At 43.8% G+C, this 25,587-nt stretch carries 28 protein-coding genes; 4 read left to right on the top strand and 24 right to left on the bottom strand.

The genetic code is table 11. The annotated features are described in order from the left end of the window. Window positions 1-5: 5 nt before the first annotated feature. The 3 genes from racE to BEP19_RS06680 form a co-directional block, all read right to left on the bottom strand. Window positions 6-839, bottom strand: a complete 834-nt coding sequence (racE, locus tag BEP19_RS06690) for a glutamate racemase (RefSeq protein ID WP_120189081.1) — start codon at window positions 837-839, stop codon at window positions 6-8. 86 nt (window positions 840-925) lie between these two features. Continuing rightward, entirely contained in the window at window positions 926-2,491 is a 1,566-nt protein-coding gene (locus BEP19_RS06685) for a putative polysaccharide biosynthesis protein (RefSeq protein WP_170145293.1), read from the bottom strand. A gap of 182 nt (window positions 2,492-2,673) precedes the next feature. Beyond that, a complete protein-coding gene (locus tag BEP19_RS06680) occupies window positions 2,674-2,931 on the bottom strand; it encodes a metal-sensitive transcriptional regulator (protein WP_120189079.1) in 258 nt (85 codons plus the stop codon). A gap of 293 nt (window positions 2,932-3,224) precedes the next feature. On the opposite strand from BEP19_RS06680, the gene BEP19_RS06675 reads away from it, so the two are divergent. After that, the gene (locus BEP19_RS06675; protein WP_120189078.1) at window positions 3,225-3,428 is read left to right on the top strand and encodes a hypothetical protein; all 204 of its coding nucleotides are present in this window, start codon (window positions 3,225-3,227) and stop codon (window positions 3,426-3,428) included. Between the two features lie 50 nt (window positions 3,429-3,478). On the opposite strand, the gene BEP19_RS06670 is transcribed toward BEP19_RS06675, so the two are convergent. From BEP19_RS06670 to BEP19_RS06630, 9 genes are all read right to left on the bottom strand, one after another. Beyond that, window positions 3,479-3,880, bottom strand: coding sequence for a DUF350 domain-containing protein (locus tag BEP19_RS06670; protein WP_120189077.1), 402 nt, complete (start codon window positions 3,878-3,880; stop codon window positions 3,479-3,481). Beyond that, complete coding sequence (locus BEP19_RS06665) at window positions 3,877-5,208, bottom strand: glutathionylspermidine synthase family protein (RefSeq protein ID WP_120189076.1); 1,332 nt, start codon at window positions 5,206-5,208, stop codon at window positions 3,877-3,879. The genes BEP19_RS06670 and BEP19_RS06665 overlap by 4 nt, the downstream gene beginning before the upstream one ends. Before the next feature lie 3 nt (window positions 5,209-5,211). Further along, window positions 5,212-5,565 carry a hypothetical protein gene (locus BEP19_RS06660; RefSeq protein ID WP_120189075.1) on the bottom strand — a complete coding sequence of 118 codons (354 nt, stop codon included), beginning with the start codon at window positions 5,563-5,565 and terminating at the stop codon, window positions 5,212-5,214. 17 nt (window positions 5,566-5,582) lie between these two features. Further along, window positions 5,583-6,068, bottom strand: a complete 486-nt coding sequence (locus tag BEP19_RS06655) for a hypothetical protein (protein WP_120189074.1) — start codon at window positions 6,066-6,068, stop codon at window positions 5,583-5,585. Between the two features lie 176 nt (window positions 6,069-6,244). Next, entirely contained in the window at window positions 6,245-6,475 is a 231-nt protein-coding gene (locus BEP19_RS06650; protein WP_120189073.1) for a helix-turn-helix domain-containing protein, read from the bottom strand. Window positions 6,476-6,607: 132 nt separating this feature from the next. Further along, the gene (locus BEP19_RS06645) at window positions 6,608-7,003 is read right to left on the bottom strand and encodes a hypothetical protein (RefSeq protein WP_120189072.1); all 396 of its coding nucleotides are present in this window, start codon (window positions 7,001-7,003) and stop codon (window positions 6,608-6,610) included. 136 nt (window positions 7,004-7,139) lie between these two features. Further along, window positions 7,140-7,889 carry a succinate dehydrogenase iron-sulfur subunit gene (gene sdhB, locus BEP19_RS06640; RefSeq protein ID WP_120189071.1) on the bottom strand — a complete coding sequence of 250 codons (750 nt, stop codon included), beginning with the start codon at window positions 7,887-7,889 and terminating at the stop codon, window positions 7,140-7,142. After that, a complete protein-coding gene (sdhA, locus tag BEP19_RS06635; protein ID WP_120189070.1) occupies window positions 7,889-9,640 on the bottom strand; it encodes a succinate dehydrogenase flavoprotein subunit in 1,752 nt (583 codons plus the stop codon). Before sdhA ends, sdhB begins: the two co-directional genes overlap by 1 nt. A 12-nt stretch (window positions 9,641-9,652) precedes the next feature. Beyond that, window positions 9,653-10,303 (bottom strand): succinate dehydrogenase cytochrome b558 subunit, encoded by a 651-nt coding sequence (locus tag BEP19_RS06630; RefSeq protein ID WP_120189069.1) that lies wholly within the window; start codon window positions 10,301-10,303, stop codon window positions 9,653-9,655. 276 nt (window positions 10,304-10,579) lie between these two features. Between BEP19_RS06630 and BEP19_RS06625 the strand changes: the two genes are divergently transcribed. Beyond that, entirely contained in the window at window positions 10,580-11,059 is a 480-nt protein-coding gene (locus BEP19_RS06625; RefSeq protein ID WP_120189068.1) for a DUF2507 domain-containing protein, read from the top strand. A 53-nt stretch (window positions 11,060-11,112) separates the two neighbouring features. Here BEP19_RS06625 and uvrC read toward each other — a convergent pair whose 3' ends face one another. The 7 genes from uvrC to BEP19_RS06590 all read right to left on the bottom strand — a co-directional run bounded on the left by uvrC (window position 11,113) and on the right by BEP19_RS06590 (window position 18,853). Beyond that, window positions 11,113-12,882 carry an excinuclease ABC subunit UvrC gene (gene uvrC, locus BEP19_RS06620; protein ID WP_120189067.1) on the bottom strand — a complete coding sequence of 590 codons (1,770 nt, stop codon included), beginning with the start codon at window positions 12,880-12,882 and terminating at the stop codon, window positions 11,113-11,115. Between the two features lie 137 nt (window positions 12,883-13,019). Further along, window positions 13,020-13,337, bottom strand: coding sequence for a thioredoxin (gene trxA, locus BEP19_RS06615; RefSeq protein ID WP_120189066.1), 318 nt, complete (start codon window positions 13,335-13,337; stop codon window positions 13,020-13,022). 130 nt (window positions 13,338-13,467) lie between these two features. Next, window positions 13,468-14,445 carry an electron transfer flavoprotein subunit alpha/FixB family protein gene (locus BEP19_RS06610; RefSeq protein WP_120189065.1) on the bottom strand — a complete coding sequence of 326 codons (978 nt, stop codon included), beginning with the start codon at window positions 14,443-14,445 and terminating at the stop codon, window positions 13,468-13,470. A gap of 13 nt (window positions 14,446-14,458) precedes the next feature. Then, window positions 14,459-15,229, bottom strand: a complete 771-nt coding sequence (locus tag BEP19_RS06605) for an electron transfer flavoprotein subunit beta/FixA family protein (protein ID WP_120189064.1) — start codon at window positions 15,227-15,229, stop codon at window positions 14,459-14,461. Between the two features lie 27 nt (window positions 15,230-15,256). Further along, window positions 15,257-16,042, bottom strand: coding sequence for an enoyl-CoA hydratase-related protein (locus BEP19_RS06600; protein ID WP_120189063.1), 786 nt, complete (start codon window positions 16,040-16,042; stop codon window positions 15,257-15,259). Window positions 16,043-16,111: 69 nt separating this feature from the next. Then, entirely contained in the window at window positions 16,112-17,761 is a 1,650-nt protein-coding gene (locus BEP19_RS06595) for a long-chain-fatty-acid--CoA ligase (RefSeq protein ID WP_120189062.1), read from the bottom strand. Window positions 17,762-17,857: 96 nt separating this feature from the next. After that, window positions 17,858-18,853, bottom strand: coding sequence for an LCP family protein (locus tag BEP19_RS06590; RefSeq protein ID WP_120189061.1), 996 nt, complete (start codon window positions 18,851-18,853; stop codon window positions 17,858-17,860). A gap of 186 nt (window positions 18,854-19,039) precedes the next feature. Here BEP19_RS06590 and csaB point away from each other — a divergent pair, with 186 nt between their 5' ends. Further along, on the top strand, window positions 19,040-20,122 hold the full coding sequence (csaB, locus tag BEP19_RS06585; protein ID WP_120189060.1) for a polysaccharide pyruvyl transferase CsaB: 1,083 nt from the start codon (window positions 19,040-19,042) through the stop codon (window positions 20,120-20,122). A 38-nt stretch (window positions 20,123-20,160) separates the two neighbouring features. Here the strand turns inward: csaB and BEP19_RS06580 are convergent, their stop codons facing one another. From BEP19_RS06580 to BEP19_RS06560, 5 genes are read right to left on the bottom strand one after another with little or no spacing between them, the layout of a single operon-like run. Next, window positions 20,161-21,210 (bottom strand): glycosyltransferase family 4 protein, encoded by a 1,050-nt coding sequence (locus tag BEP19_RS06580; protein ID WP_120189059.1) that lies wholly within the window; start codon window positions 21,208-21,210, stop codon window positions 20,161-20,163. Then, window positions 21,207-22,529 (bottom strand): O-antigen ligase family protein, encoded by a 1,323-nt coding sequence (locus BEP19_RS06575; RefSeq protein ID WP_120189058.1) that lies wholly within the window; start codon window positions 22,527-22,529, stop codon window positions 21,207-21,209. Before BEP19_RS06575 ends, BEP19_RS06580 begins: the two co-directional genes overlap by 4 nt. Window positions 22,530-22,544: 15 nt before the next feature. Next, window positions 22,545-22,886 (bottom strand): hypothetical protein, encoded by a 342-nt coding sequence (locus BEP19_RS06570; protein ID WP_120189057.1) that lies wholly within the window; start codon window positions 22,884-22,886, stop codon window positions 22,545-22,547. A gap of 2 nt (window positions 22,887-22,888) precedes the next feature. Then, a complete protein-coding gene (locus tag BEP19_RS06565; RefSeq protein ID WP_120189056.1) occupies window positions 22,889-23,359 on the bottom strand; it encodes a hypothetical protein in 471 nt (156 codons plus the stop codon). Continuing rightward, window positions 23,356-23,862 carry a DUF4330 domain-containing protein gene (locus tag BEP19_RS06560; RefSeq protein ID WP_120189055.1) on the bottom strand — a complete coding sequence of 169 codons (507 nt, stop codon included), beginning with the start codon at window positions 23,860-23,862 and terminating at the stop codon, window positions 23,356-23,358. Before BEP19_RS06560 ends, BEP19_RS06565 begins: the two co-directional genes overlap by 4 nt. Window positions 23,863-24,025: 163 nt before the next feature. Between BEP19_RS06560 and murJ the strand changes: the two genes are divergently transcribed. Continuing rightward, window positions 24,026-25,573 (top strand): murein biosynthesis integral membrane protein MurJ, encoded by a 1,548-nt coding sequence (gene murJ, locus BEP19_RS06555; RefSeq protein ID WP_120189054.1) that lies wholly within the window; start codon window positions 24,026-24,028, stop codon window positions 25,571-25,573. The last annotated feature ends 14 nt before the right edge of the window (window positions 25,574-25,587 follow it).

Here is a 25,587-nt window from a genome sequence, read left to right as displayed (position 1 = left end):
TTATACTAACTATTTGTCCAAGGTAGAGTACAAACTGTCTGATTCGCTAGATTGACCTGTTCAAGATCGAGCGGGGCATTCAAAAATGTTCTTGCAATTTGCTCCATGACAGTCGAATTTCCGCTCACGAAAAACTTATGCTGGAGCGGAACCGCTGGCTGATTTTGTGATGCGAGCAAACCTTTATAATCGAGCACAACACTTAGTTCCCGCGCCGTTTCTTCTGCCGAGCTAATCAGCTTCACTTGTTCCCCAATGACAGCGCGGATATATTTGGATAGCAACGGATAGTGGGTGCATCCCAAAATTAACGTATCAATTGGTACCCCTTTAAACGAACTTAACGATCTTTGCGCAATCTCGTAAGCCTCTCGCTCATTTGAAATACCCGCTTCCACAAAAGGAGCCAATTCAGGGCAAGCCAAACTGTAGACCTTTACATTCGGATTGATTCTTTTTAAGGCCTGTTCATAAGCTCCGCTCCGAATCGTCCCCTCCGTTCCAATCACACCGATCACGCCGCTCTTCGTTTCCTTGATTGCCGTCCTCGCGCCTGGGTCAATCACACCGATAATCGGAATTGGAGCCACTTGCGAAATTTCGCGCAACACAACCGCAGTCGCGGTATTACAAGCGATCACTAACGCCTTCATCCGCTGTTGAGCTAAGTGGGCAATCATCTGCATCGTAAATGTTCTTACCTCTTCAGCTGGTCGCGGTCCATAGGGACACCTTGCTGTATCTCCAAAGTACATCAACGGCTCTTGCGGCAATTGCCGCATAATTTCATGCGCAACCGTCAAGCCGCCCACCCCAGAATCAATTACACCTATTCTCACATTGTCTCCATCCTTTTTGCTTGGATTATTCTATATCTTATTCATTTTTATCCCTCATTGCGTCTCCGCCAAAAAATCAGGAGCTATCAAACGCCGCTTTTACGCGGTTTTCTCCATATCCGTTTCAAATAACGCTTAACGTCGCTCCAAGCGATCACTTTAAATAACATTAACCCGCAGCCATAACTAGTAACACCTGCGGCCACGAGCCACATGACGGACGCAAAAACCTGAGAACGATAAGCGAGGGCTGAATGCGGGAAATAGGTAATTAAAGCGATCAAGACAACGCTCATTAGCGCGGTTGGCTGAAACCATTTGACTAGTTCCCAACCAATCCTAACGTTCTTTTGCAGCGATGCATAAATAGCCCACAAACAAAGGACAGACATGATCACATAAGCAAGCAGCGTAGCGTATGCCGCGCCTTGAATCCCCCATTGTCTAATCAATAAGACATTCCCTGAGATCTTCGCAACCATTCCCGCTAAAAGAAACAAGGCGGGATAAAACTGCTTGCTCAAACCTTGTAAAACACCAGATGCCGATACCGCTAAAGATAGAAAGAACGTTGCCGCAGCGAGAGCTTGCAACGTTGCGCTGCCATGCGCATCCCCATAAAATAAAATATTTAATGGATGGGCGATTAAGACCATGCCGACACTCGCGGGCAAGCCAATCAATACTGTCACCTGTAACGCTTTGCGTATTTGCGCTCGCTTTTCCCGCATCGTTGCTGCCGAAGCAAGCGCGGGAACGACGGCAAGAGCAAGTCCTGTCGCATAGAAAGAAGAAAATTGCACGATCGGAACACCGCGGCTATAGATACCAAATTGTTCAGTAGCTAACGAATTTGACAAACCGCCGCTTTGTAGTAAGTGGATGACGGAGACCGAGTCGATCATCCCGATCACGGGAATCATTAATGAGCTGAGGCTGACGGGGATTGACACAACGAGAATTCTCCATCCATAGCGCGCGCGTCTCTCGCTTCGCTTTAATGAATCGCCTTGGTTACGGCTCAATCGAAAATAAGCATAGAGCAAAGACAGCAGAGCAATCGTTAATCCAAAAAAACTTCCGAACGCGGCGCCAGCCGCCGCAACCGCTACCCCTTTACCTTGACGCATAAACAAATAAACGATATAAGTCATCGCGCTGACACGAACGAGTTGTTCAATCACTTGGGATGACGCGGAAAAAACCATCTGTTGGCAGCCGTTAAAGTAACCTCGTAAAAGAGCGACAAATGGAACGACAAGCATTGCGAAAGCGAGCGCTTGAATCGATAATTTCGTATCGTGATTCCCAATCCAACCCGCGATCCTTGATGACCCAAAGAAAAATAACAAAAAACCGCCAATAGAAACAAACACCATTAAGCGAAAAGCTGATTTCATGACCACAGCAATTTCCGCTTCACGTTTTAACATTAGATTTTTTGAAATTAACTTAGATATAGCGATTGGAATCCCAGAGACAGATAAAATTAAGATCGTATTATATATCGGGAAAACGAGCTGATAAAGAGCTAAACCTTCATTACCCGCAAAATGCTTCAACGGGATCACATAGAATAGTCCGAGTAATTTTGAGACAAACGCGGCAACACTAAGCGCGATCGCTCCTTTTAAAAACACCTGCCTTGACACAATGATCCCTTTTCCTTTCTGAATACAACTTACTCCTAAGCGCAAAGTCTAGATTTTTGCGAACTACCTCACATTATGCTTTTAAATTAGAATCGATGCAATTACAAATCCAAACAAAAAAATAAGAGGAGTTCTCCAACTCCTCTTTCGCCTTAGTTATAATTATTGATCGCAAAACAATGTTATCTGCTTTTCACAAGCAGTTCAATTGCTTCCTTTACAAGCTTGCTCGTATCGCCGCCTGTTTCTTTTTCATCTAACAAACACTGTTCCAGATTAACAGCTACAATCGTCGCAATCGCCTTATCTGCCGCATTTCGCACGGCCGAAAGTTGACTTACCACATCTTTGCAATTTTTCCCTTCGTCCATCATACGAAGAATCCCGCGAACTTGACCTTCCATCCGTTTTAAACGATTCTTTATTTCATCTGTATACATAAATGTTCACCACCCCATCTTATACACATACACGTATCTTCCATTATAAGCGAACCAAACTGATTTAAACAGCCTCCAAAATGGTTTAATCTGGGATAAGCGGAAAGGTGAATATTACGTTTTAAAAAGGCGAAAACAAGAGAATAGGATTAATCTTCTTCTAAAAATAAGGTTTTATCCCTAACCACTTGTCGTTATTCTAAATTTGAATGGGGCATATTTTTTTGTTTACTGGTATACTAAACTAAAGCTATATTTATTTCATTAAAATAATTACCTGGGAGTGAGTATAGGTGAGCGGCAGCGAATTTAGAGAATACATGAAGAAAGAAGCCAATCAAATCCTATCCAAAATTAAACGTGAAAAAAATCCAACTAAAAAACACTTACTTTGCGAAAACTTACTAGAAATTTATGAAGAACTGGATATTGAGGTAGCGTCAACTCACTCTCTATGGGCCGAAATAGAAATGAATTATGAAGATTTCAAAAGATAACTCTCCTGGGAACTCACCCAAGAGAGTTTGGTTTTTAATATGCGGCCGCTTTACATAAGCACGGTCCCGAGCACGACCGATGTTCCGATAATAACAGCCCCTAACAATCGAGCCACTGCTTTATTCCCTTGCGCGATTTCATCGCTCACTTTAAATTTAGGGGTTAAAAATTCAAATAATAAATAAACAAGTGATAAAATAACCATTCCAATCACGGACCAGCTAATCATTGACAGCCAGGAAAGACTGTTATACGAAACCATCGCCACGATAATCGATAATCCAAGCAATTTACTGCCCAAATACATCCCTGCCGCTTCGTTCCCTTTCTGAATTTCCTCTAGATCATTAAATTTAGTCAGCCTACCAAATATGAATACACCGACTAACATAATCGCTATAATTAACACAACTCCGATCGCTACGTTGACTAAATCAAACAACTCAATCATATAGCACCTCCATTTTCCTCGATCCCAGCTGGAATAAAGTACGCTAAATTACCTGTCACTTCTCCCCCGACACGCGGCAAAATACCCGCAAAAACGCCACCGATCACAAACGATCCGATCAGTAAATACCCGTTGAATTGGCCTTCTTCCGTCGGTATTTCCATTCTTTCCTGCTTGATTCGTTTTTGATAGATCCGCGGTTGACTGCTGTAATAATCCCTCGTTGCCAGGGCCTCTTCATCATCTAGCTCATGTTCCCAGCTAACCTTGCTCGGTGCGCCTTGTTCATCAAAAAGCAACGTCCCTTTCCCTTCCCTTCCAAAAAAAGCTTTAGAAACCCACGCAACTTTATTTTCACGAAAATAAGTATCTTCAAAATAAGTAGGTAACAAATAATTGGCAATGGTCTCGCATTCTTCATCCGTAAAAAAAGGAGCGCCAGTGTTCCATAAGCTAGGAAGCTGATCATTCTTTTCATACAAAGACCAAATTAAGGCCATAAATCCCTTCGATTGGGTAATAATGCTTTGGACTGGATTAATAATTGCCAGCTTTTTTTGCTCAATCAAATCGAGAATAGCTCGACCAGTTTCAAAGCCATCCTCATCTGTGTCATGAACTAAATATTCTAACGGATACAGTCGATACCAAATATCAACCTGCTCCCCTTCGTAAAACAACCCAACATTCGGTACTACTTCTAATTTGTCTAATGGAGCAAAAATAGCGGGATATCCCGCTTGACGGGCTAAATTCATTAAATGTGTCGTATTGCATGCGTCCTCTTCATGCCAATCATAACATGAAAAAACAATCTGTCCCGTAAACCCGCATTGACGATAATATTGAATTAGCGTTGCGAACGATTTACGAATTTGCTCATCCATTGCTTCCGATGGATTGATCATTCCACCAACTCGCTCAACGATGGCTCCCGCAAGGTATGCCGTTTCTGGAATCCCTGTTGGCGTATCGGTATTATTTTCAATTAACTTTATCCCGTCCGGCTGAATAATCCAATCCTGCCTCGACACCCCATGATAAGGAACTTCCATGCGAGCGTTCGCAATTAAGGCGGGATGAACACCTAATTGATTAACGAGCGCGGGATCAGGCAAATAACGCTGCGTAAACCGGAGCGTCTTTTGAAATATTTTATCTACTTTTTTCGATGCGTTCTCCAATAATTCTATTTCTTTTTTAGAAAACACGGTTATCGCAGGCACACAATATTCTTGATCATACATGCGATGATATGGAATTTTGGCGCCTAGTTCACCCGAAAACAATTCATTGTGACTGAGCGGCAATGCTTTAACTTTTCTCATCGTTTATCCTCCAGAAAAAAATCCGCCGCTTTTCTTGCCGCCACTGCCTACCCCTTGCTTAATCATCGGTGAAGAGGAGCGGATTGGAGAATCTTTAGAAGCGTAGCCATGACCCCGATAATAAGAAGAATTGTTATTATCACAATCCAGCTCCCATTTTCCATTCCGATCTCGCTCCCACTTGCATTCATCTTCGGCCGTTAATTGTTGGCTTCCACACCCGCTTAACGCGATTGGCGCGCTAAACAATAAAGAAAAAGCGACCCATTTTTGAAAAAACGGTGTCCCCTCAGGCGGTTCCGTTAAACCTGATTTTTGAACTTCTTTTTTAAACCATGTTTGAACTTCCTTTTTCATATATCTTCCCACCTCCATTAATCGCGAAATGAGGTCTCTTGTATAAACAATAAAATTTTCTTTCGATTCGGATCCAAAATTGCGTAGTTGACCTCATAGTGCTTTTCGGCTATGCGCAAATAATGGTCCAATAACACTTGCGCCGCATGCCATGTTTGCTCAAATGTCGCCACCGTTAACAGATGATATTCATTTTCTAAAACAACCCAGTACTCAGCTTCGTAACGTCCGGCCAAATCATGTCTAGCAAAAACGACTTGTTCAATCTGCTCACCTGTCGGCGTTTCTTTTATTTCAAACGGTTTAATATAAATACAGGAGTAGTCCCCTTCTGTTTCATTTGATGTATGTTCCCATATTTTATTGCGAAGCACAGTAGCATCCACTAACTTTCTAATGAATAAAACTTCTCGGCTCACCAACATCCGATTAATCGTCTCAATCGGTTCAGAATTTTGTTCATCCCAATGTTGATATATAAGCGGCAACTGTTGTTGTGACAAGCGCTCCCCTCCTTTTTTTATCTTTAATAAATGATACTACTATTGCTAACGTGTGAGTATAAGACTTGTTGCTCAAATTTGGCGAAAAAGAAAAACCCCCGCTTTGCGCGAGGGTAACACGGGGTCCTAACCTGTCAACCAAACAACGTTTCTTGATGCCACTAATACTTCAATCATTATTCAGGAAAACGAAGTTCTCCGACTTTCAATAATTCGACAACTGCTTGCGCCCTACCTTTAACGCCAAGTTTTTGCATAACATTGCTGATGTGGTTGCGAACTGTCTTCTCACTGATAAACAGTTGTTTTGCAATTTCTCTCGTCGTCTTATCTTGTACTAATAATTCAAATACTTCTCTTTCACGATTGGTTAGTAAAGGCTTAGACTTTTGCTCGTTTCCCTCCAAAAAGTCTCCCCTCCTTGCTACGGGCTCAATAACAAGGCTAAGGGTACAGTCACATTATTGTATGATTGGGCGCGGGTAGCGGTGCGGACTCTAACACGATTGGGCCGGCGCCCACATTAATTATTATTGAATTTAGGGGCGCGGACCGTTCGAGCAAGCTATAATCGGCTGCTTTAAACCAAGCAAGCGGATCTGCGCCTGTTTCGCGGAGCGAGTAAATATGTACTGACACGTCCTAATATCTAGGTAACGCGCGCCGATCTCGTGTTGACTTAGTTGGATGATGGGCTCCGTCACTTCTTTGAAAACTAACACAATTTCCCCAAAACGAAAGCATTCCTTAATACAAGTTTTAGCAGAATACCCTGGGGCTGATTCCAATAAGTGGACAGGCTCAAATCCAAATTGCTCAATCAAATGCTGTCGGTCCGCTAATTGTTCCTCATTTTTTGTAGTTACGTAGGCATCAGGATATAAAAATGGATATTTTTGCTCCAAATACTTAAAGTCTATTCCGTGAAAAAACATTAAACGTTCACCTTTCTTCACTATCGTCTATTGCTCATTATGTTTTTCCGCGGTTAAATTCATACATCAATTAAAAAGCGCCTTCGTTTGTTGCTTTGTCAACAAACGAAGGCGCTCTGGGAACTTTAGGGTAGACCTAGTTACCAAAAAACTTCTTAATACTATGCTTCGTCGTCTCCCGATTCATCGCCGCGATCGACGTCGTTAATGGAATACCTTTCGGGCAAGATTGCACACAGTTTTGCGAATTTCCACATTCGGTAATGCCGCCTCTGCCCATTAACCCTTCTAAGCGTTCATGCGCATTCATTTTCCCGGTCGGATGTTCATTAAATAGTCGCACTTGAGAAATCGCGGCAGGACCAATAAAAGGCGAACCCGTATTTACATTAGGACAAGCTTCTAAACAGACACCGCAAGTCATGCATTTGGAGAGTTCGTATGCCCATTGGCGATCTGCTTCCGGCATGCGCGGTCCAGGACCAAGATCATGTGTTCCATCGATCGGAATCCAAGCTTGGACTCGTTTAAGCGAATCAAACATGAACTCGCGATCGATTACCAAATCCCGCATCACTGGGAACGTGTTCATCGGCGCTAAACGAATCGGCTGTTCCAACTGATCAATTAAAGCTGTGCAAGCCTGCCGTGGCTTCCCGTTAATGATCATTGAGCAAGCGCCGCAAACTTCTTCAAGGCAATTGGAATCCCAGATAACAGGTGTCACTTTTGACCCTTTAGAATTGACAGGGGCCCGTTGAATTTCCATCAAGGCCCCGATCACGTTCATATTTTGTCGACTTGAAATTTTAAACTCCTCTTTGTAAGGAGCGCTTTCCGGGTCATCTTGACGCGTGATAATCAATGTAACTGTTTTTTCTGGCATTACTGCGCCGCCCCCTTCTTCGTCGTGTAATCCCGCTTACGAGGCTCCAGCAAAGAAGTATCAATATCTTCATAATGGATTTGCGGTCCTTCGGCGGACCATGCGGCTATCGTTGTCTTTAGAAACTGTTCATCATTTCTGTCTGGAAAATCAGGTTTATAATGAGCCCCGCGGCTTTCATCACGTTTTAAAGCGCCGATCGTAATCACACGGGCTAACTCCAACATGTTCCATAGTTGACGAGTAAATGTTGCCGATTGGTTGTTCCATTTGGCGCTATCGCTCACATTAATCCTCTTATAACGCTCCATCAACTCTAAAATCTTATCGTCCGTTTTTTGAAGACGGTCATTAAATCGCACAACTGTAACATTATCAGTCATCCATTCCCCTAGCTCTTGATGGATCAAATAAGCATTCTCACTGCCGTCCATCTTTAAAATTTCGTCATATTGCTGCTGATCCCGCTTTAATTGTTGATCAAAAACTGAGCTAGACAAATCAGCCGCCGATCGACTTAAACCATTTATATATTCAATCGCTTTCGGTCCAGCCACCATTCCTCCATAAACAGCCGAAAGCAATGAATTAGCCCCTAAGCGGTTTGCCCCATGTTGAGAATAATCACATTCGCCAGCCGCGAACAACCCTTTAATATTCGTCTGTTGGTCATAGTCAACCCATAGACCGCCCATCGAATAGTGCACGGCGGGGAATATTTTCATCGGCACTTTCCTCGGATCCTCACCCATAAACTTTTCATAAATATCAATAATTCCACCAAGCTTAATGTCCAGATCACGCGGATTCATATGAGATAAATCAAGGTAAACCATATTTTCGCCGTTAATGCCCATTTTTTGGTCAACACAGACAGAAAATATTTCTCGCGTAGCGATATCGCGCGGCACAAGATTTCCATAAGCGGGGTATTTTTCCTCTAAGAAGTACCACGGCTTTCCATCTTTATATGTCCAAACACGTCCGCCCTCTCCGCGCGCGGATTCGCTCATCAAGCGTAGTTTATCATCTCCCGGAATCGCCGTTGGATGAATTTGAATAAATTCGCCGTTCGCGTAATAAGCGCCTTGCCGATAGGCGGCCGAAGCCGCAGCCCCGGTATTAATGACAGAGTTTGTTGATTTCCCATAGACGATGCCGGGACCGCCTGTCGCCAGTATTACCGCATCCGAACGAAACGTTTTAAATTCCATAGAACGCAAGTTTTGAGCGACAATGCCGCGACACGTTCCTTCATCATCTTGAATAATGGATGTAAACTCCCAATGTTCATACTTTGTCACAAGCCCCTTCACCTCATAACGGCGGACTTGCTCATCCAACGCATACAACAATTGTTGTCCTGTCGTCGCCCCTGAAAACGCCGTTCGGTGGTGTTGTGTGCCTCCGAAACGTCTGAAGTCGATCAACCCTTCAGGCGTCCGATTGAACATGACGCCCATTCGATCGAACATATAAATAATCCCTGGGGCTGCCTCAGTCATCGCCTTTACCGGCGGCTGATTTGCTAGGAAATCGCCGCCGTAAATCGTATCATCGAAGTGTTCCCAAGGAGAGTCGCCTTCCCCTTTCGTATTCACCGCGCCATTTATTCCGCCTTGGGCGCACACGGAGTGAGATCGCTTGACAGGGACGATGGAAAACAACTCAACTGGCGTCCCTGCTTCCGCGCATTTAATCGCCGCCATTAACCCGGCCAATCCTCCACCAACAATGATGACTTTGCTCATTCCACGTTCCTCCTATCCATTGATTACTGCTGCTATCTCTACGGGGTTAATAAATGCGAACATCGCCATCAAGCCAAGATAAGACAAAATGACGAAAAAGCCAAGACAGGCGTATGTAGAAATCCTTTGCGATCTTGGTCCAACCGTAATCCCCCATGAAACGAGGAACGACCACAACCCATTACTAAAGTGAAACGTGGCAGCAAGCAGACCGATGACATACACGGCAATCATCCCTGGCATTTGAAATACACCAACCATCAAGTCATAAAATCCCTCCGGTTGCACATTTCCAATCGCAATTTGCACACGTGTTTGCCAGACATGCCAACTAATAAAGATTAGAGTTAAAATCCCAGTAGCCCGCTGTAAAAAAAATAATACGTTACGAAAGTAACCATAATTCATGACATTGTGTTTCGCTTGCAATGCGATATACAAACCGTAAATAGCGTGATAAAGTAGGGGAAGAAAAATGAAAACGACCTCTACAATGATCAGAAAGGGAATGCTCTCCATTATCTTAACTTGAGCTGTAAAGCGTTCTTTTCCGTAAGACGCTAAAAAGTTGGTGTATAAATGGAGTATCAAAAACCCTCCCACTGGAATAACCCCCAGTAACGAATGGAGCTTCCGATTAAAAAAGTGTCGGTTCGTCGCCATCCAATGATCCCCCTTTCAGTTCGTTGAAAATTACTCTTACTTCATTTTATTCGTCAAACGTCACACTTATTTCTTTTTTAGCAAACCCCCTTCTTTCATTACTCCATATTTTCAATAAGATTCATATAATCTCAATTTTGTAAATATTGTTAATTAATTTTACACGTATATTTTAAGAGCGTCAAGAAACGAGAAAAAGCATTTCAGACTGTGATTCATAATCTACTTCTACTGCGCATATATTGACATTATATTAAGCGTGAAGGAGAGGTTTCTATGAGACAAAGCTTTGCCGTTTCTTCTCTATTTAAAGAACGTATCCTACTTCCTCCTGAAAGCGTGTCGAACTCATCGCTTGGATATTTATTTTTTAGAGAGAAACTTCTAGAGCTTGTGTTAGGAGATAGCGAAACACATATTTTGTACTGGGTGGGAAAAGAGCTGGGGAATTCTCTTGATATTTTAGTTACCGAAGAAATTGAAGATATTTTTCTTCAGCTTGATCTTGGACAAGTACATATCACACAACAAACAGCCAACTTAGTGAAATATCGGATCTCGCACCATCGATTTAATTTGTTGCCGCCCTCTCGCTTAGAAAAAACATGTTATTTAGAAGCCGGGTTCATTGCGGGGGCCTTTGAAAAAGTAACATCCTACTATTGCGCCGCTCATGTTACATTACAAGAAAATAAAGATCAGGTTGACGTCTTGATCGAAGTGGCAATTGATCGAGCAAAAAATTTAGCCACTTAAAATAGAAAAAAAGAGAGGACCAACGGTCCTCTCTTTTCATATCTACTAGAATCTTATTCCGCCCGCAACTTTTTCAATACTTCAGCCGCAAGCTTATCGCCGATTCCCAATTTTCGATATTCCTCAACGCTTGCTTCTTTCATTTTTTTAATCGAACCAAAATGCTTGAGCAGTAATTGCTTTCTCTTTGGCCCAATCCCTTTGATATCATCGAGCTGAGAATAGAGCATCGATTTACCGCGAGTTTGTCGGTGGAACGTAATCGCGAAACGGTGCACCTCATCTTGAATACGTTGCAATAAATAAAATTCATGGCTATCCCGCGCAATGTCAACATCGCGCGGGGGATCGCCTAATAACAACTCCGCGGTCCGATGCCGCTCATCTTTAGCCAACCCGCATACGGGGATATAAAGCCCCAATTCGTTTTCCAATACATCTACCGCCGCCGATATTTGCCCTTTCCCGCCATCAATCACAATCAGATCAGGCAATGGCAATTTCTCGCGAAGCGCTCGCGTATACCTTCTACGCACGACCTCGCGCATCGATTCATAGTCATCCGGACCGATCACCGTCCTAATTTTATACTTACGGTATTCCCTTTTATCTGGCTCGCCATCCGTAAATACAACCATCGCTGAAACGGGATCTGTTCCTTGAATGTTAGAATTATCAAAAGCTTCGATACGATACGGCGTTCCAATTCCGAGCAAGTTCCCCAAATTAACAACAGCTTGTGTCGTTCTTGAATGATCTCGGGCGATTAATTGAAACTTCTCTTCAAGCGCGATCCGAGCATTCTCGTACGCCAAATCAACTAGTTTTTTCTTTTCCCCTCGTCTTGGAACAAATACCTTTACGTTCAACCATTGTTCCAACGTCTCGGCATCAGCCCCTACCGGTAAAAAGATCTCTTTCGGCGCCACCTGATCATCATAATAAAACTGAGCGACATAGGACATAAAATCGGCTTCTTCTTCTGCGTAGTAAGGAAACATCGCGACATTGCGCTCGATTAATTTACCTGCTCGAACATGGAAGACTTGCACACACATCCAGCCTTTATCGGCCGCGTAAGCAAAAATATCACGATCAATTTGATCTGTAAACGTAACCTGCTGCTTGACCATCAACGCATCGATCGCTTCGATTTGGTCACGGTATTCTTTTGCTTGTTCAAACTCGAGTCGATCCGAAGCATCCATCATCTTTGAGACCAACCGCTCACGGATTTCTCCGTGACCCCCATTCAAAAAGCGGTGAATTTCATCGACCATCTCTTTATTCACATCATCACTCACTTCGTATTCACAGGGAGCGAGACATTGATCAATATGATAATATAAACAAACTTGTTTCGGTATGTTTTTGCATTTACGTAAGGGATACAATTTATCTAGTAAATTTTTCGTTTGCGCCGCTGCCCCGGCATTGGCGTACGGACCGTAATACTTAGAACCGTCGCGTTCAACTTGACGGGTAACTTCCAATCTTGGGTGTTGATCATTTGTAATCCGAATAAAAGGATATGTTTTATCGTCCTTTAACAACACATTAAAACGGGGATGATGCTGCTTGATCAAGTTACACTCCAGCAACATCGCCTCAGAGTTACTTCTCGTTACAATATATTCAAAATCGGCAATCTCGCTAACAAGGTGTTGCGTCTTACTATCGTGACTGCCTGTAAAGTAAGATCGGACACGATTTCTTAGCACTTTCGCCTTACCGACATAGATCACTTTGTTTTCGGCGTTCTTCATTAAATAACAACCCGGCTTTTCAGGAAGCAGCGCTAGCTTATCTTTAATCAAGCCCATTTAATCACTCCCTATCCGCCTTTTATTTTACCACAATTCGAACCCTTATGTAGAATGGCAAAAGCCCCTAAGACGGATGTCTTAAGGGCTCTCCTTAAAAGTTACACTCATATCCAAGTCGCCTTGGTCCCTAGAACTTAAACGTGTTTATTCAACGTGCCAACGAGAGCGTCTTTCGGTTGAAAACCTACGATTTTATCTACGACTTCCCCGTCTTTGAAAACGAGTAACGTCGGAATGCTCATTACTCCAAAACGTCCAGCCGTTTCTGGATTTTCATCTACATTTAATTTAGTTATCTTTACCTTATCTCCGATTTCCGCATCTACTTCTTCCAATACTGGGGCAATCATCTTGCAAGGGCCACACCAAGGCGCCCAGAAATCGACCAAAACCGTTCCAGATTGTTCCACCTGTTGCGTAAAATCAGAGTCCGTTACATCAATAATAGCCATGCGAAGCGCTCCTCCTTTAGGGTAAATAGGTTTATCTTTCCAAATCTAAGTATAACATAATCTTTTCACAAAAAAATAGTTTGCCTGCTGCATTTGATTTTCCGCATCCCCTTTATCCTACCCTAAGCGATTATGAATCAGACAAGAGCGCTGTTTTTAATTCTTCCGTCAGAAGCGGCACAATCTCGAATAGATCCCCCACAATTCCATAATCCGCAACTTCAAAGATCGGGGCGTCAGGATCTTTGTTAATGGCAACAATCACTTTCGCTTGCGACATCCCCGCTAAATGCTGAATCGCCCCTGATATTCCGCAGGCGATATACAAATCAGGCGTAACCACTTTGCCTGTTTGACCAATTTGCAACGAATAATCGCAATAGTCCGCGTCACATGCCCCGCGTGAAGCGCCTACAGCTCCCCCTAATAGATCCGCAAGCTGTTGCAACGGTTCAAATCCTGCCGCGCTTTTTACGCCGCGTCCGCCCGCCACGACCACTTTTGCCTCTGAAAGGTCAACGCCTGTCGCTGTTTTCTTGACAATTTCTTTGATGATTGTTCGAATCTGGCTGGTTTCTACTTTATAGTCGATAATTGTTGGGTCTGTTTTTGAGTCGAGTGGTTTTGCTGTCATGTTATTCGGTCGTATCGTAGCCAACCAGCGGTCTTCTGCCATCTCCACTTGCTGGAACGCCTTTCCCGCATAAATCGGTCTCGTAAACGTTATTTTCCCAGCTTCCAATTGTATATCGGTCACATCAGAGACTAACCCGCGCCCTAAACGAGACGCTAAACGGGGCGCGATATCTCTGCCAACCGCTGTATGACCAAATAACAAAATATCGGGCTTTTCTTCCTGCGCTAATTGATGCAATACTTGCAGATAGCCGTCTGTTGTGTAATGAGATAGCTGATCGCCCGTTACGAAATAAACTTGATCCGCCCCAAACCTTCCAAGTTCATGCGCTAACGTTTGGTCATCACAGCCGATTAATACGGCTGTGATTTTGCCGCCCTCCGCAATTTCTTGGGCCGCGCTAAGCATTTCAAAAGAAATATTTCTTAACGCGCCAGCACGGATTTCACCTAACGCCAGGATATTTCTCATCTAAATCCCTCCTTTACACTACTTTTGCTTCATGACGAAGGAGTTGCGCAAGTTCTTTTACCTGTTCCCGCGGGGCGCCGGCTAACATTCGACCCGCCTCCTTTTTCGGCGCGTTAAATTGATCCACGATGACCGTCTTTGCCGCGATTTGATCCGCATTTAATCCTAAGTCATCGATAGTTAAACGTTCCATCGGTTTTCTTTTTGCTTTCATAATGCCCGGTAATGAAGGATAGCGAGGTTCATTTAATCCTTGCTGCGCCGTAACTAATAACGGCAATGGGACTTCGATCGCCTCTGAGTCTCCCTCAACATCCCGAATAACAGTAGCGACCGAATCCTTGATATTAATTTCTGTAACCGCCGCGACATGGGCGATCCCAAGTTCCTCCGCCAAGCGCGGTCCAACCTGGGCAGCCCCATGATCGATCGACATATTACCGGCTAAAATTAAATCGAAAGCGCGATCTTTAATGACGGCGGCTAATACTTTGGATATCGTATGCCCGTCTCCATCCACTATATGCTCATCGGAAACAATCACTGCCCGATCAGCCCCCATTGCCAGCGCCGTACGCAAGGCGCTTTCCGCTCGCGCTGGACCAACCGTAATCACGGTCACTTCACCGCCCCATTCATCGCGTAGCTTAATTGCTTCTTCCACCGCGTATTCATCGTAAGGATTTATGATAAATTCGGCTCCATCATCCTTTATTTGACCTTGCTCAATAATAATTTTTTCCTCTGTATCAAACGTTTGCTTCATTACGACTAATAAATTCATTACGCTACTCCTCCTTTAAAGAGGTTTTTAACGATCTTTAAAGACAGCTTTTCTTTTTTCAAGGAAGGCGCTAACCCCTTCCCTCGCATCTTCCGTACAAAAGAGTTGCCCAAATAATTCCGCTTCTAAAGCCTGACCTTCTTGCAATGGAAGGCGCAATCCATCATGAACAGCTTGCAGCGCCGCGGAAAGGGCCCGACCACTTTTTTCTAGGGCGATATTTTCCGACCACTTTTTTGCTGTTTGCGACAAAGTCTCATTAGGCACAGCCAGATTAACTAACCCAAGCCGCTCGGCTTCAAGACCGTTTACGTGATGCCCCATGAGTAACAGCTCTAATGCCTTCGCTTTACCAATCATCCGCGGCAGCCGTTGCGTGCCAGCAAAGCCGGGTATTAAACCGAGCGTTAATTCAGGTAAACCAAGCGCGGCTTGCTCTGTGGCAAGCCGTAAATGGCAGCTTAAAGCAAGTTCTAGTCCTCCTCCAAGGCAAGGCCCATTGATCACGGCTATAACCGGTTTTGAAAATCGTTCGATCCGATCAAACACTTTTTGCCCAACGGTAGCTAACTGCGCGCCTTTTTTTTCGTCGCCAAAAGCTTGCGCTAACTCTTTCACATCGGCCCCCGCCACAAAAAAACGACCCGCCCCTGTTAACGCGACTACTTTTATCTGTTCACTTGCCTCCACATAATCCAGACAAGCGGACAGCCCGACAAAAACTTCGCTATTGAGAGCATTTACCGGGGGGCGATAAATCGTCACATAACCCACTCGGTTTTCCACTCGTAAATCAACATGGGTAAACTTCATCTTGCTTCCCTCCAATATATGAAGACAAGGCTTCAATCATGAGTCTTGTCGCGCTGACTGATTGGCCGCCTATCCTTCTATTAGCAACTTTTTGAGCACTTTTCCAATCGATGATTTGGGCAATTCCGCTCTAAATTCATACTGTTTAGGCACTTTAAAAGCAGCCAACCGCTTTCGACAAAACTGATCTAGTTGTTCTTCTGAAACGGTTTCCCCTTCTTTCAACACCAAAAAAGCTTTTACCGTCTCACCGCGATAGTCATCCGCCACGCCAACAACCGCCGCTTCCGCGATCGCAGGGTGTTCAAACAACACTTCCTCCACTTCACGCGGGTAAATATTAAATCCACTGGCAATAATCAGATCTTTTTTACGATCAACAATGAAGAAAAATCCATCTTCATCCATGTAGGCTAGGTCACCCGTATATAGCCAGCCATCGCGTAATACGGCTTCCGTTTCATCAGGCTCATTCCAATACCCTTTCATGACTTGCGGACCTTTGACGATTAATTCGCCAACCCCACCCGGGGGCAAGGCTTCCCCGCTCTCTAGGTCAACTACTTTCGCGTCCGTATCTGGCCATGGTAAGCCGATGCTACCGTTTTTTCGTTGGTCCCAAAGCGGATTTGCGTGAGTGACTGGCGAACACTCCGTCAACCCATACCCCTCCACGAGTCGACCGCCTGTTACTTGTTCGAACTTTTCTTGAATTTCTAGCGGCAACGCGGCTGAACCGCTTAGGCAGGCCTCAATCGACGATATATCATAATTTGAAAGTTCGGGGTGTTGCAAAAGCGCGATATACATCGTTGGAGCCCCGGGGAAGACCGTCGGCTTTTGTTTTTGAATCGTTTTTAAAATGGAAGGAATCTCAAAGCGAGGTAATGTGATTAGACAACCGGCAAAACAAATGGATAAATTCATCGCCACCGTCATCCCATACACATGAAAAAATGGGATCACCGCTAAAAAGTTTTCCTTTCCTTGTTCAGCCTTATAAAACCAAGCTCTACATTGAATCACATTCGCAACGAGGTTTCGGTGAGTAAGCATGACCCCTTTCGCCACCCCCGTCGTTCCCCCCGTATATTGCAACAACGCCAAGTCTTCAGAAGGGTCGATAGAGGCGGGTGAAACGCAGGGGCTAGCGCTTACCAATAAGTTCTTGAAAGAAAAGTCGTCTGGCTCGATTTTTTTAATCTTCCCCTTTAATCGCTGTATGACTGGGAATACCCAGCTTTTGGGAAATGGTAAATAATCCTGTATTCCTGTAACGATGACATGTTGCAGTGACGTCTGTACCTGCGTCTTTTTGACAATCGGATACAGCAGATCAAGACAAACAATAAATTTGGCTCCTGAATCACCCAATTGATGCGCCAATTCACGTTCCTTATATAATGGATTGACTTGAACGACAACGGCTCCTAGCATTAAAATACCGTAGTAAGAGATGACCGCTTGCGGACAATTCGGCAACATGATCGCAACACGATCACCCTTTTGGATCCCCTTTTGCTGAAGGGCGCCCGCAAAATGTTGCGCATCAGACAGCAATTCACGATAGGTGATTATTTTTCCTAAAAATTGAATCGCTCGATGATCCGGGTATTGCTTTGCCGCTTGCGTCAAAAATTCAGTTAAAGCAATCTTTGGATAGTCTAATTGAGCTGGAATCATTGGGGGATAGTTCGTTAACCACGGCTGACTGTTCATGTAATCCCTCCCAAGCAAAAAAAGCGCTACTCATACTTATGAACATGAATTCCTTCTCATGCCATCAGTAAGTCGCGCTTTTTAATGGAAAAGTGATTACGGTCCAGCCGTTTCAGGCAGTTTATCGTCCTCTAATGTTTTTTGTATGAGGTGTTGAATTCGCTTTTTTTCCTCATCACTAACAACGTGAAACCATAAATTGTACCCGTGTTTTGGCATCCGCCGACTCGTTCCCCCCAACTCCATCGTTTCAATTTCTGAAGAAGAAAAGCCTTTAAACAATATCGCAAGTCGACCGATTTCATCGCTCGTCAAGTCTGTCTTTACATGCTCTTCTAAAATATCCATCAATTTAAAAACACGAAATAATGTGGTAAAGCGAGTTGCCTTATCCGCTAATTGTTTCATGACTTCCTGTTGTCGATCCATTCGGTCAAAATCGCTTGCGTCAGAACCAATCTCGCTTTTTCGAAAACGAGCATAATCTAACGCCTGCTTCCCATCCAATTGTTGCAACCCAGGGTGTAGATCGATTTCTGTTCCATCGCTTGGATCGCGATACTTCATACGACGCTTCACATCCACTTTCACTCCATCCAGTGAATCCACCAGCTTAATGAATCCTTCAAAATCAATCGTTGCATAGCGGTCCACTTTAATTCCTAGAAAGTCTTCAATTGTCTGCTTGACTAAAGGGGCTCCGCCGTAAAACATTGCATGATTAAATTTATCTTGACCGTACCCCGGAATCTTGACTAACGTGTCCCTCGGAATCGAAAGCAACTTAACCTGTTGCGAAGTCGGGTTCACAGCAGCCAATATAATCGTATCTGAACGCGCTTTCTTTTCCCCGCGAGTATCAACCCCTAAAATCATAATGGTAAACGGATCCAATCGCGGTCGCTGTTCTTTCTTTTTTTGTTCGTTCGGCGGGGATGGTTCTTCGTCTTGCCGCCACTGATCAGATTGAATCGAATGTAAAGGCTCGAACCATTCCCCTGTCATCCGCGTGTATTTAAAGTAGCCGTATCCCGTCAGTCCAACGCTCATCAAAAAACCGATGAGAAGCGTAACCACAATCGCTCTCTTCATTGTTAATAAACTCCTTCTGCAATCAGGACTCGACAGCTCAATTTCACTGTATCAGTACCCAGATAATCTAAGTATTTGTCAATCACAGCAGATCTAACCTTCGTTTATTGGGAAAACTTCCATTTCAATAGTCAAACTGCTATACTTAAGTGTACGATGCAGGAGAGGAAGAAAGAAGGTTGCTCCATGAGTAAGGTATTGATTTCTGGTTACTATGGGTTCGATAATGCCGGGGATGACACGGTTCTATTCGGTATCATTAGCTCCCTCCAAAAACTAAACCCCGCGATTCAAATATCCGTTCTCTCCAATAAACCTCAGGAAACAACGGCATTATTCGGCATTCCTGCCTATAATCGATGGCGGTTTTCAACGATTATGAATCAACTAAGACAAACCGATCTACTAATCATGGGCGGCGGCAGCTTACTGCAAGACGCAACGAGCCCGCGTAGCGTAATGTACTATTTAAGTATCGTTACGATGGCCAAACTACTGAATAAACCGGTCATCTTTTACGCCCAAGGATTTGGACCGATCTCCCATCCCGTTAGTAAATGGTTGATCAAGCGGATCGTGAACAAAGTGGATGTGATTACGGTTCGTGATCAAGGTTCAGCGGATGATATGAAGCAACTAGGCGTGACCCGCCCGATTCATATTACTGCCGATCCTGCCGTGATGATCCATCCAGAGGACGTTGATCTTGAATTAAGCCGCGGCAGACTTACGCATAATGGAAATAAATCGATTGCCATCTCGGTTCGAAAGTGGAAAAACGAAGAAAATTATAAAGTGGAATTGGCAAAGATGGCAGATGAATTGATAAAGCAAGACTGGAACGTTTACTTTCTGCCAATGCAATATCCAGCGGACGTCTCCCCTTCGCAGGACATCATGAACTATATGACACAACCTGGAGCGATTGTAATTAACGATCAAATGAATTTCCATGAAATCATTAGCTTCATTGGAAACATGGATTTTGTGATTGGCATGAGATTACACTCCATTATTCTTGCCGCTGTGATGGGCATTCCGTTTGTTGGCGTTTCCTATGACCCGAAAATTGATCGGTTTGTGGAACGGGCCCAGATGGATTCAGCCGGTTCGATTCAAACATTAGAATACGAGGTTTTAAGCGAGATTGTTAACCGCAATTTACGATCGCATCCGTTCGTTACGAAGAGGCTGAAAGCCCGCGTAACCGATTTAACCGCTCAAGCTGAGCAAAGCGGATTGCTTGCGATCGAATTACTCAAAAAATAAAAGGGGTCGACCACTGTTACGAGGTCTACCCCTTTTTATTATTTCAATAAAACGTTTAATAAATGCTCTACATATTGCCCCTGCTGCTCGCGGTAAGCCGAAAGGTCCCGCTGTTGTTCAAGTTCATCGAGACAGGCCTGTTTAAAATCGGCTAGATCTCTATTCTTAAATAATCGCGCGCCCGCTGGTCTTCGGACCACATCGCTTGTAACGACAGGCGTCCCTACGTATAACGCCTCACGAACAGAAATTGCGTCTCCGTCACTTGCCGTCGGTCTTACGAATAACGATGCTGCCCGAATGAGCGGGTGTAACGGCATTTTCTCCTCCAAAAATAAAAATCGGTCGGTGAGATTGTACGCGGCCAACCTTTCTTTCAACTCATCTAACGACTTCCGATCCACTATGTGTGTAATCGCATAAATAAAACCACAGTTCTCATTTTGTTGGGCTAACTCTAAAAACAGCTCGACACAAAGATCCGCTCCGTATAAATCGACCCCTTCATAATGATTGCCGATCCCCCCATTAGCGACGATCAATGTAGCGTATCGAGCAACGAACTGTTCGACATAAGCCGGGAGAGGCGTTGGCTCCCCCTCAGGAGGCGGAATAAACGCTGGAATGACGGATATCTTCTGCTGCGGAATCCCGATCTCCAACAATTTTTGTTCCACTTCCTCACTTACCGCTATAAAATGATCCGACAATAACGCCGTTACCTTAATTAATAGCTTTTGGATGAAGTCAAATCCCTCTCCATCATTTCGCATACTATGGATTGTATGGACCACTTTTTTCCCCTTGAGACGAAGTAAAGACAGAAGAAAACGCACTTGCCATCTTAAAAAGTGATTATGAACAATATCCGCATTGCGTTGAAAAAGGTACTTACGGCACCACGACTCCACTTGTCCAATCGGAATTACGGTTCTTTTTTTTGGTCCGCTCTCGCCGTTTTCATCATAAATTTGATACGCGATCCCACGCTGATGCAAAACATCGCATAAGCGTTCAATATGAACAGAAATCCCCCCATAGGGCGGGGGATAAACCCCTACTTCAGCTATCGTAGGCTGTCTTTTCATTGCGCTTGCTCGCTCCCTTTTCGCGCGAAATTATAGACGACTGAAATAATCGCTAACACCATCCAAAATAGAAAATCGACACGATACTGCCTCCACACATCCTCCGTTAAGCCCGCAATTCCAATTGCGATAACGGAACAGACAGCGGCTTTCGCTACTATGGATAACAAAGGATCTTTGGCGTAGTTTTTATTCAAGTATAAACTCGATACCGTCGTCCGCGCCGACTGATAAAACATATACATCAATGTTAAAAATGAGAGGATCCCGCCCGTAACTAGACTCATGAGAAAAATATTGTGAAAGTGGAAAACGCGCACATCCGGCATCATATAATCACTATACACTTTCAAAAACGTTTCAGAATCTAAGCCGATCCCCGTTACCCAAAAATCACGAATCATCGCTAACGCCGATTTCCACATCTCGAAGCGATACGACGCGGATGTATCCGTACCCGGGCTAGCAATCGTACTGATCCGGTTAATAATCGAGGCAGGTAAAAAGTTGACACCTATTGCCCCGCCAATCATCCCGACAACAAGCAATCTGCGGCTAATCATCGCCGCTAACAAGGCGATCGCCACAAAAATGGCCACCCAGCCGCCACGGGAGAACGTTAGCAACAATGCTAAAAAAATAACGAGAAATTGCCCCGCAAACAAGACACGATTGCCCCACGTTTTTGCGTAAAATATAAACGCAAACGCAAACGGCAGAATCATAATTAAATATTGGGCAAAAATATTCGGATTACCAAAAGTAGCAAATGCCCGTTTGTCTGTTCCCCATTTAGCAGAAGTAAAATCGAGCGTGAAATATTGAAAAATACCGTACACAGAAACGAGAGTCGTTGATAAAATCAACAACACCATAAATCGATACAATGTCTCACGCCGACCGATTTGCAACACGATTAATAGATATAAAAGGAAACTAATCGCAAAATATAAACCAAAGTCTTTCATGCTTAACATTAAATTGGCTGATGTAATCGCTGAGATAAATAAAGCGATCAAAAATAAAAAAACAGCCACGTTCAGATGGTTTCTTAAACGTTCTTTCCATTGTTCCACATTCGGGCGTTGCACAAAAAAGAGCAACAAAATCATTAAGATAAAGGCAAGTAATGGTCTGTACGTTAAAATCGGCAAAGTCAACGCAAATAAATACAAACCATATTCCGCTCGATACAGCGTAATCAACAAGAAGGCCGCTAGCATCGCCACTTCCCCGATCAGCGCCGCTTTGAATTGGACCAAGCCTAAACCGAATAGGAAGATAGGAAGTATGAAAAATAGCACTCGATTTTTACTCATGTAACACACCTATTTCTATTTATTCGGATCCAACAATCGAACAATCCATTTCACTGGGAAGCTACCCATCATAACTTCGCGTATCCTTGATGATCCGTAAGCTATCACTAAACATCCGTACCCTACCGCAAAGCCGATCGTTATGAGTAAATGCTGCTTGAATAAAAACAAAAAACTAAGCAGAAAAGTAAACATAAAGATTACCCAACTAACGAACGCGACGTTTCTATTTCCCTTATTGCTAATCGCCGCCAACAGCGAATGATTTCCTATTTTACTCGAAAACCAACTAAGTAGTCTCAAAAAACGATGTAACGCGCCCCCAATGATATATTCAAAAAAAGATTTTTTGTTCATTTTTAATCCTTCCTGATCTGGATGACCCGTGAAGTGAACATGGCATGCTCGGTAATGATCGGTAAGTATTGATTAGAATAAAAGAATGTATTGTCGATGATCGGGCTACCTGCCAATGAAACAAAGCCTGGAGCTGAGATGGTCAAAGCCACATCGTTTTCTTGTTCGGCATAGACGATTTGATGTTGACCGTGTTCATCCGCGATTACTTTCCTAGCTGGTCTAACTTCCTTATCAACAATCCTTCCAAATGGAAACATCGCCCCTTTTTGATAGACAGCGTCACCGATCAAAATATCTTCAGCAAGCGGTTGCCTCACGCCTTCGGCAATGATATGAACACGCATGTTCTCCGTCGGCATTTTCAATTGCTCTCTCAAAATTACTTTTTGAGATACAATATAAGCAACTACAAGCAACGAGATCAAAAAAATCAAATCTTTAAACGTAAATCGAACAGCTTGCTGGTTCACGATGGATCACCAATCTCTACGTCGCGCACAAGCGCTTCCATCATATAGACTGGCCCTTTGATCTTCACGCGGTTACCAACTAACAAACCGGTATCGCCAACGACCGCTGAATCCCCTGATACTCTTGCATTGGCTTTCATATGAATATAAACTTCATACTTTTCCGGCACAGGCGCCAGCACCGTTCGTCCGTCGGCTGTATTCACATAGTTCATGGCCGGCTTCTTTTCAACCGCGACCACCGTTCCCAACGTACTGTTGTTATCGACTAATTTAATCATATCCCCCTCTTTAATTTCATCGACAACAAACGGATGCTCTCCGGAATTGAATAACGTATAGGATACTTCTTGTTGTCCAGAAGATGTTCCAATTTGAATGTCTCCTGGTTTTAAAAACTTTAATCCGGCAAAAACAGACGCGCCGATCAGGATGATAATTAAAAATAAGTCCAAGATATTCATAAGACCAAATAGTCTTCCTCTTTCATCAATCGCTTTCATTTCGATTGGCCCTCCCTCATTGTAAACAGCTACTCAAGTTATCAAACCGAAGTAATTATATCTTATCATCCCCCATAGCTCAACAAAAACGCTTGATTTTTGTAGCCTCCTATGCAACAAATAAACTAGGTCTTTTTTAAATAAAGAGAAAAAGGTGTAAAACATGTCGCAAACGATTTTACGTTCCGCAATGATTATCATGGTTATGACACTAATCGGCAGAGTAATCGGCTTTTTGAGAGATACGCTGCTTGCCCACCAATTCGGGAATACATTCGTAACCGACGCATATGGAGTCGCCTACTCGATTCCTTATACGATATTTTTATTTGTGCCTGGCGCGTTAAACGCAATTTTCCTACCGACACTGAAACAACAGATAACGCTTAAGCAAAAGGATCAAGCAAGCGCCCTGTTTAGAAAAATGTTTACGTTTACGCTGCTGTTATATCTTGTCATTAGCATATTGGGATTTATTTACTCAAAAAATCTCGTTCAATTATTAGCTCCCGCTTACGAAGGAAAAGAGCTTGTCATCGCCACGCATTTGATGCAAATCATGTGGCCTTCCGCTCTATTCATTGGTTTGCTCGGGATGTTTCAAAGCACGCTCAATGCCCATCAGCAATATTTTTTCCCTACATTGAGCGCGGTCGTTAATTCACTCGTCATTATCGCCGCCTATCCGCTGCTCGTCCCCCATTTTGGAATTTATGGAGTCGCAATTGGAACGACAATCGGTTTTGCTTTTGCCGCGTTTACAATGCTGCCTTCTGTGGCAAAAGCGGGATACAACTTGAAACCGGATTTTTATTGGAACACGCTTGAAATGAGAAAAATAGGCGAACGTTTCTTTCCAATCATGCTCGGTTCTATTGTCACGCAAATGACGGTTTTCATTGAACTATACTTGGCTGTTGGCTTAGGGGAAGGAAAGCTAAGCTCACTGAAAAGAGCGTTTACCGTCTATCAGCTACCGATCGCTATTTTTGTCGGGGCCTTTATTTTACCGATTTTCCCGCATTTAGTAGAACATTTTACGAACAAAAAATGGGATCAAATGAAGGCATCAATCACGGAAGGGATGCGGTATTTGTTTTTGCTGTTATTGCCAACGATATTTGCCTTTGTGATGATTCCCAAAGAGCTGATTTCCTTCCTCTATCAGTGGGGCGGGAACAGTAAATTCGATGCTCGAGATGTGCAATGGACAAGCATCGCCCTTATTTTTTATGGTCTGGGGCTCTTCTTCGTCGCTTTAAAAGACCTGCTTACACGCGCCTTTTACGCGATGGAAAACACACGGACTCCCGTCATTGCCGCTGTGCTAAGCATCGGTGTTTTTACGGGAGCGAGTATGCTGCTGATTCCTTATCTCGATCACGGCGGCATTGCGCTAGGCACGGCGATCGGCGCTTTATTCCATACGTTATTCCTTGGCATTTTGCTAAGGAAGCAAATAGGGAGGTTTATTCTGCCCTCATTCTGGATTACGATGGTAAAAACATTGCTTAGTTCGGCGGTCATGAGTCTAAGCTTGATGCTTGCTAGGTCTACACTTCCTCAGGACACGCTCATAAAGGCTAAACTATCCACACTCGGCTTGATTGGACTCGGCGCCCTCAGCTTCCTAATCGCCATGATCATCTTGCGAGAATCGTTGGTCTTACACCTCTTGCAAAATATATCGAAGCGTCTACTAAGAAGATAGTCGCAAAAACAATA

Source organism: Ammoniphilus oxalaticus, from assembly GCF_003609605.1.
Taxonomy (GTDB): Bacteria; Bacillota; Bacilli; order Aneurinibacillales; family RAOX-1; genus Ammoniphilus; species Ammoniphilus oxalaticus.
This window is presented reverse-complemented; position numbering and strand designations above follow the sequence as displayed.

Coding starts and splice junctions, on each gene's coding strand:
- trxA (WP_120189066.1), bottom strand. CDS start 13,337: ATGGCTATTATTGATGTAACGGACTCTGATTTTACGCAACAGGTGGAA.
- BEP19_RS06625 (WP_120189068.1), top strand. CDS start 10,580: ATGAGACAAAGCTTTGCCGTTTCTTCTCTATTTAAAGAACGTATCCTA.
- sdhB (WP_120189071.1), bottom strand. CDS start 7,889: ATGCCAGAAAAAACAGTTACATTGATTATCACGCGTCAAGATGACCCG.
- BEP19_RS06570 (WP_120189057.1), bottom strand. CDS start 22,886: ATGAACAAAAAATCTTTTTTTGAATATATCATTGGGGGCGCGTTACAT.
- BEP19_RS06630 (WP_120189069.1), bottom strand. CDS start 10,303: ATGGCGACGAACCGACACTTTTTTAATCGGAAGCTCCATTCGTTACTG.
- BEP19_RS06575 (WP_120189058.1), bottom strand. CDS start 22,529: ATGAGTAAAAATCGAGTGCTATTTTTCATACTTCCTATCTTCCTATTC.
- BEP19_RS06600 (WP_120189063.1), bottom strand. CDS start 16,042: ATGAAGTTTACCCATGTTGATTTACGAGTGGAAAACCGAGTGGGTTAT.
- BEP19_RS06680 (WP_120189079.1), bottom strand. CDS start 2,931: ATGTATACAGATGAAATAAAGAATCGTTTAAAACGGATGGAAGGTCAA.
- BEP19_RS06580 (WP_120189059.1), bottom strand. CDS start 21,210: ATGAAAAGACAGCCTACGATAGCTGAAGTAGGGGTTTATCCCCCGCCC.
- BEP19_RS06560 (WP_120189055.1), bottom strand. CDS start 23,862: ATGAAAGCGATTGATGAAAGAGGAAGACTATTTGGTCTTATGAATATC.
- BEP19_RS06590 (WP_120189061.1), bottom strand. CDS start 18,853: ATGAAGAGAGCGATTGTGGTTACGCTTCTCATCGGTTTTTTGATGAGC.
- BEP19_RS06670 (WP_120189077.1), bottom strand. CDS start 3,880: ATGATTGAGTTGTTTGATTTAGTCAACGTAGCGATCGGAGTTGTGTTA.
- csaB (WP_120189060.1), top strand. CDS start 19,040: ATGAGTAAGGTATTGATTTCTGGTTACTATGGGTTCGATAATGCCGGG.
- sdhA (WP_120189070.1), bottom strand. CDS start 9,640: ATGAGCAAAGTCATCATTGTTGGTGGAGGATTGGCCGGGTTAATGGCG.
- uvrC (WP_120189067.1), bottom strand. CDS start 12,882: ATGGGCTTGATTAAAGATAAGCTAGCGCTGCTTCCTGAAAAGCCGGGT.
- BEP19_RS06595 (WP_120189062.1), bottom strand. CDS start 17,761: ATGAACAGTCAGCCGTGGTTAACGAACTATCCCCCAATGATTCCAGCT.
- BEP19_RS06645 (WP_120189072.1), bottom strand. CDS start 7,003: ATGTTTTTTCACGGAATAGACTTTAAGTATTTGGAGCAAAAATATCCA.
- BEP19_RS06665 (WP_120189076.1), bottom strand. CDS start 5,208: ATGAGAAAAGTTAAAGCATTGCCGCTCAGTCACAATGAATTGTTTTCG.
- murJ (WP_120189054.1), top strand. CDS start 24,026: ATGTCGCAAACGATTTTACGTTCCGCAATGATTATCATGGTTATGACA.
- BEP19_RS06605 (WP_120189064.1), bottom strand. CDS start 15,229: ATGAATTTATTAGTCGTAATGAAGCAAACGTTTGATACAGAGGAAAAA.
- BEP19_RS06660 (WP_120189075.1), bottom strand. CDS start 5,565: ATGAAAAAGGAAGTTCAAACATGGTTTAAAAAAGAAGTTCAAAAATCA.
- BEP19_RS06610 (WP_120189065.1), bottom strand. CDS start 14,445: ATGAGAAATATCCTGGCGTTAGGTGAAATCCGTGCTGGCGCGTTAAGA.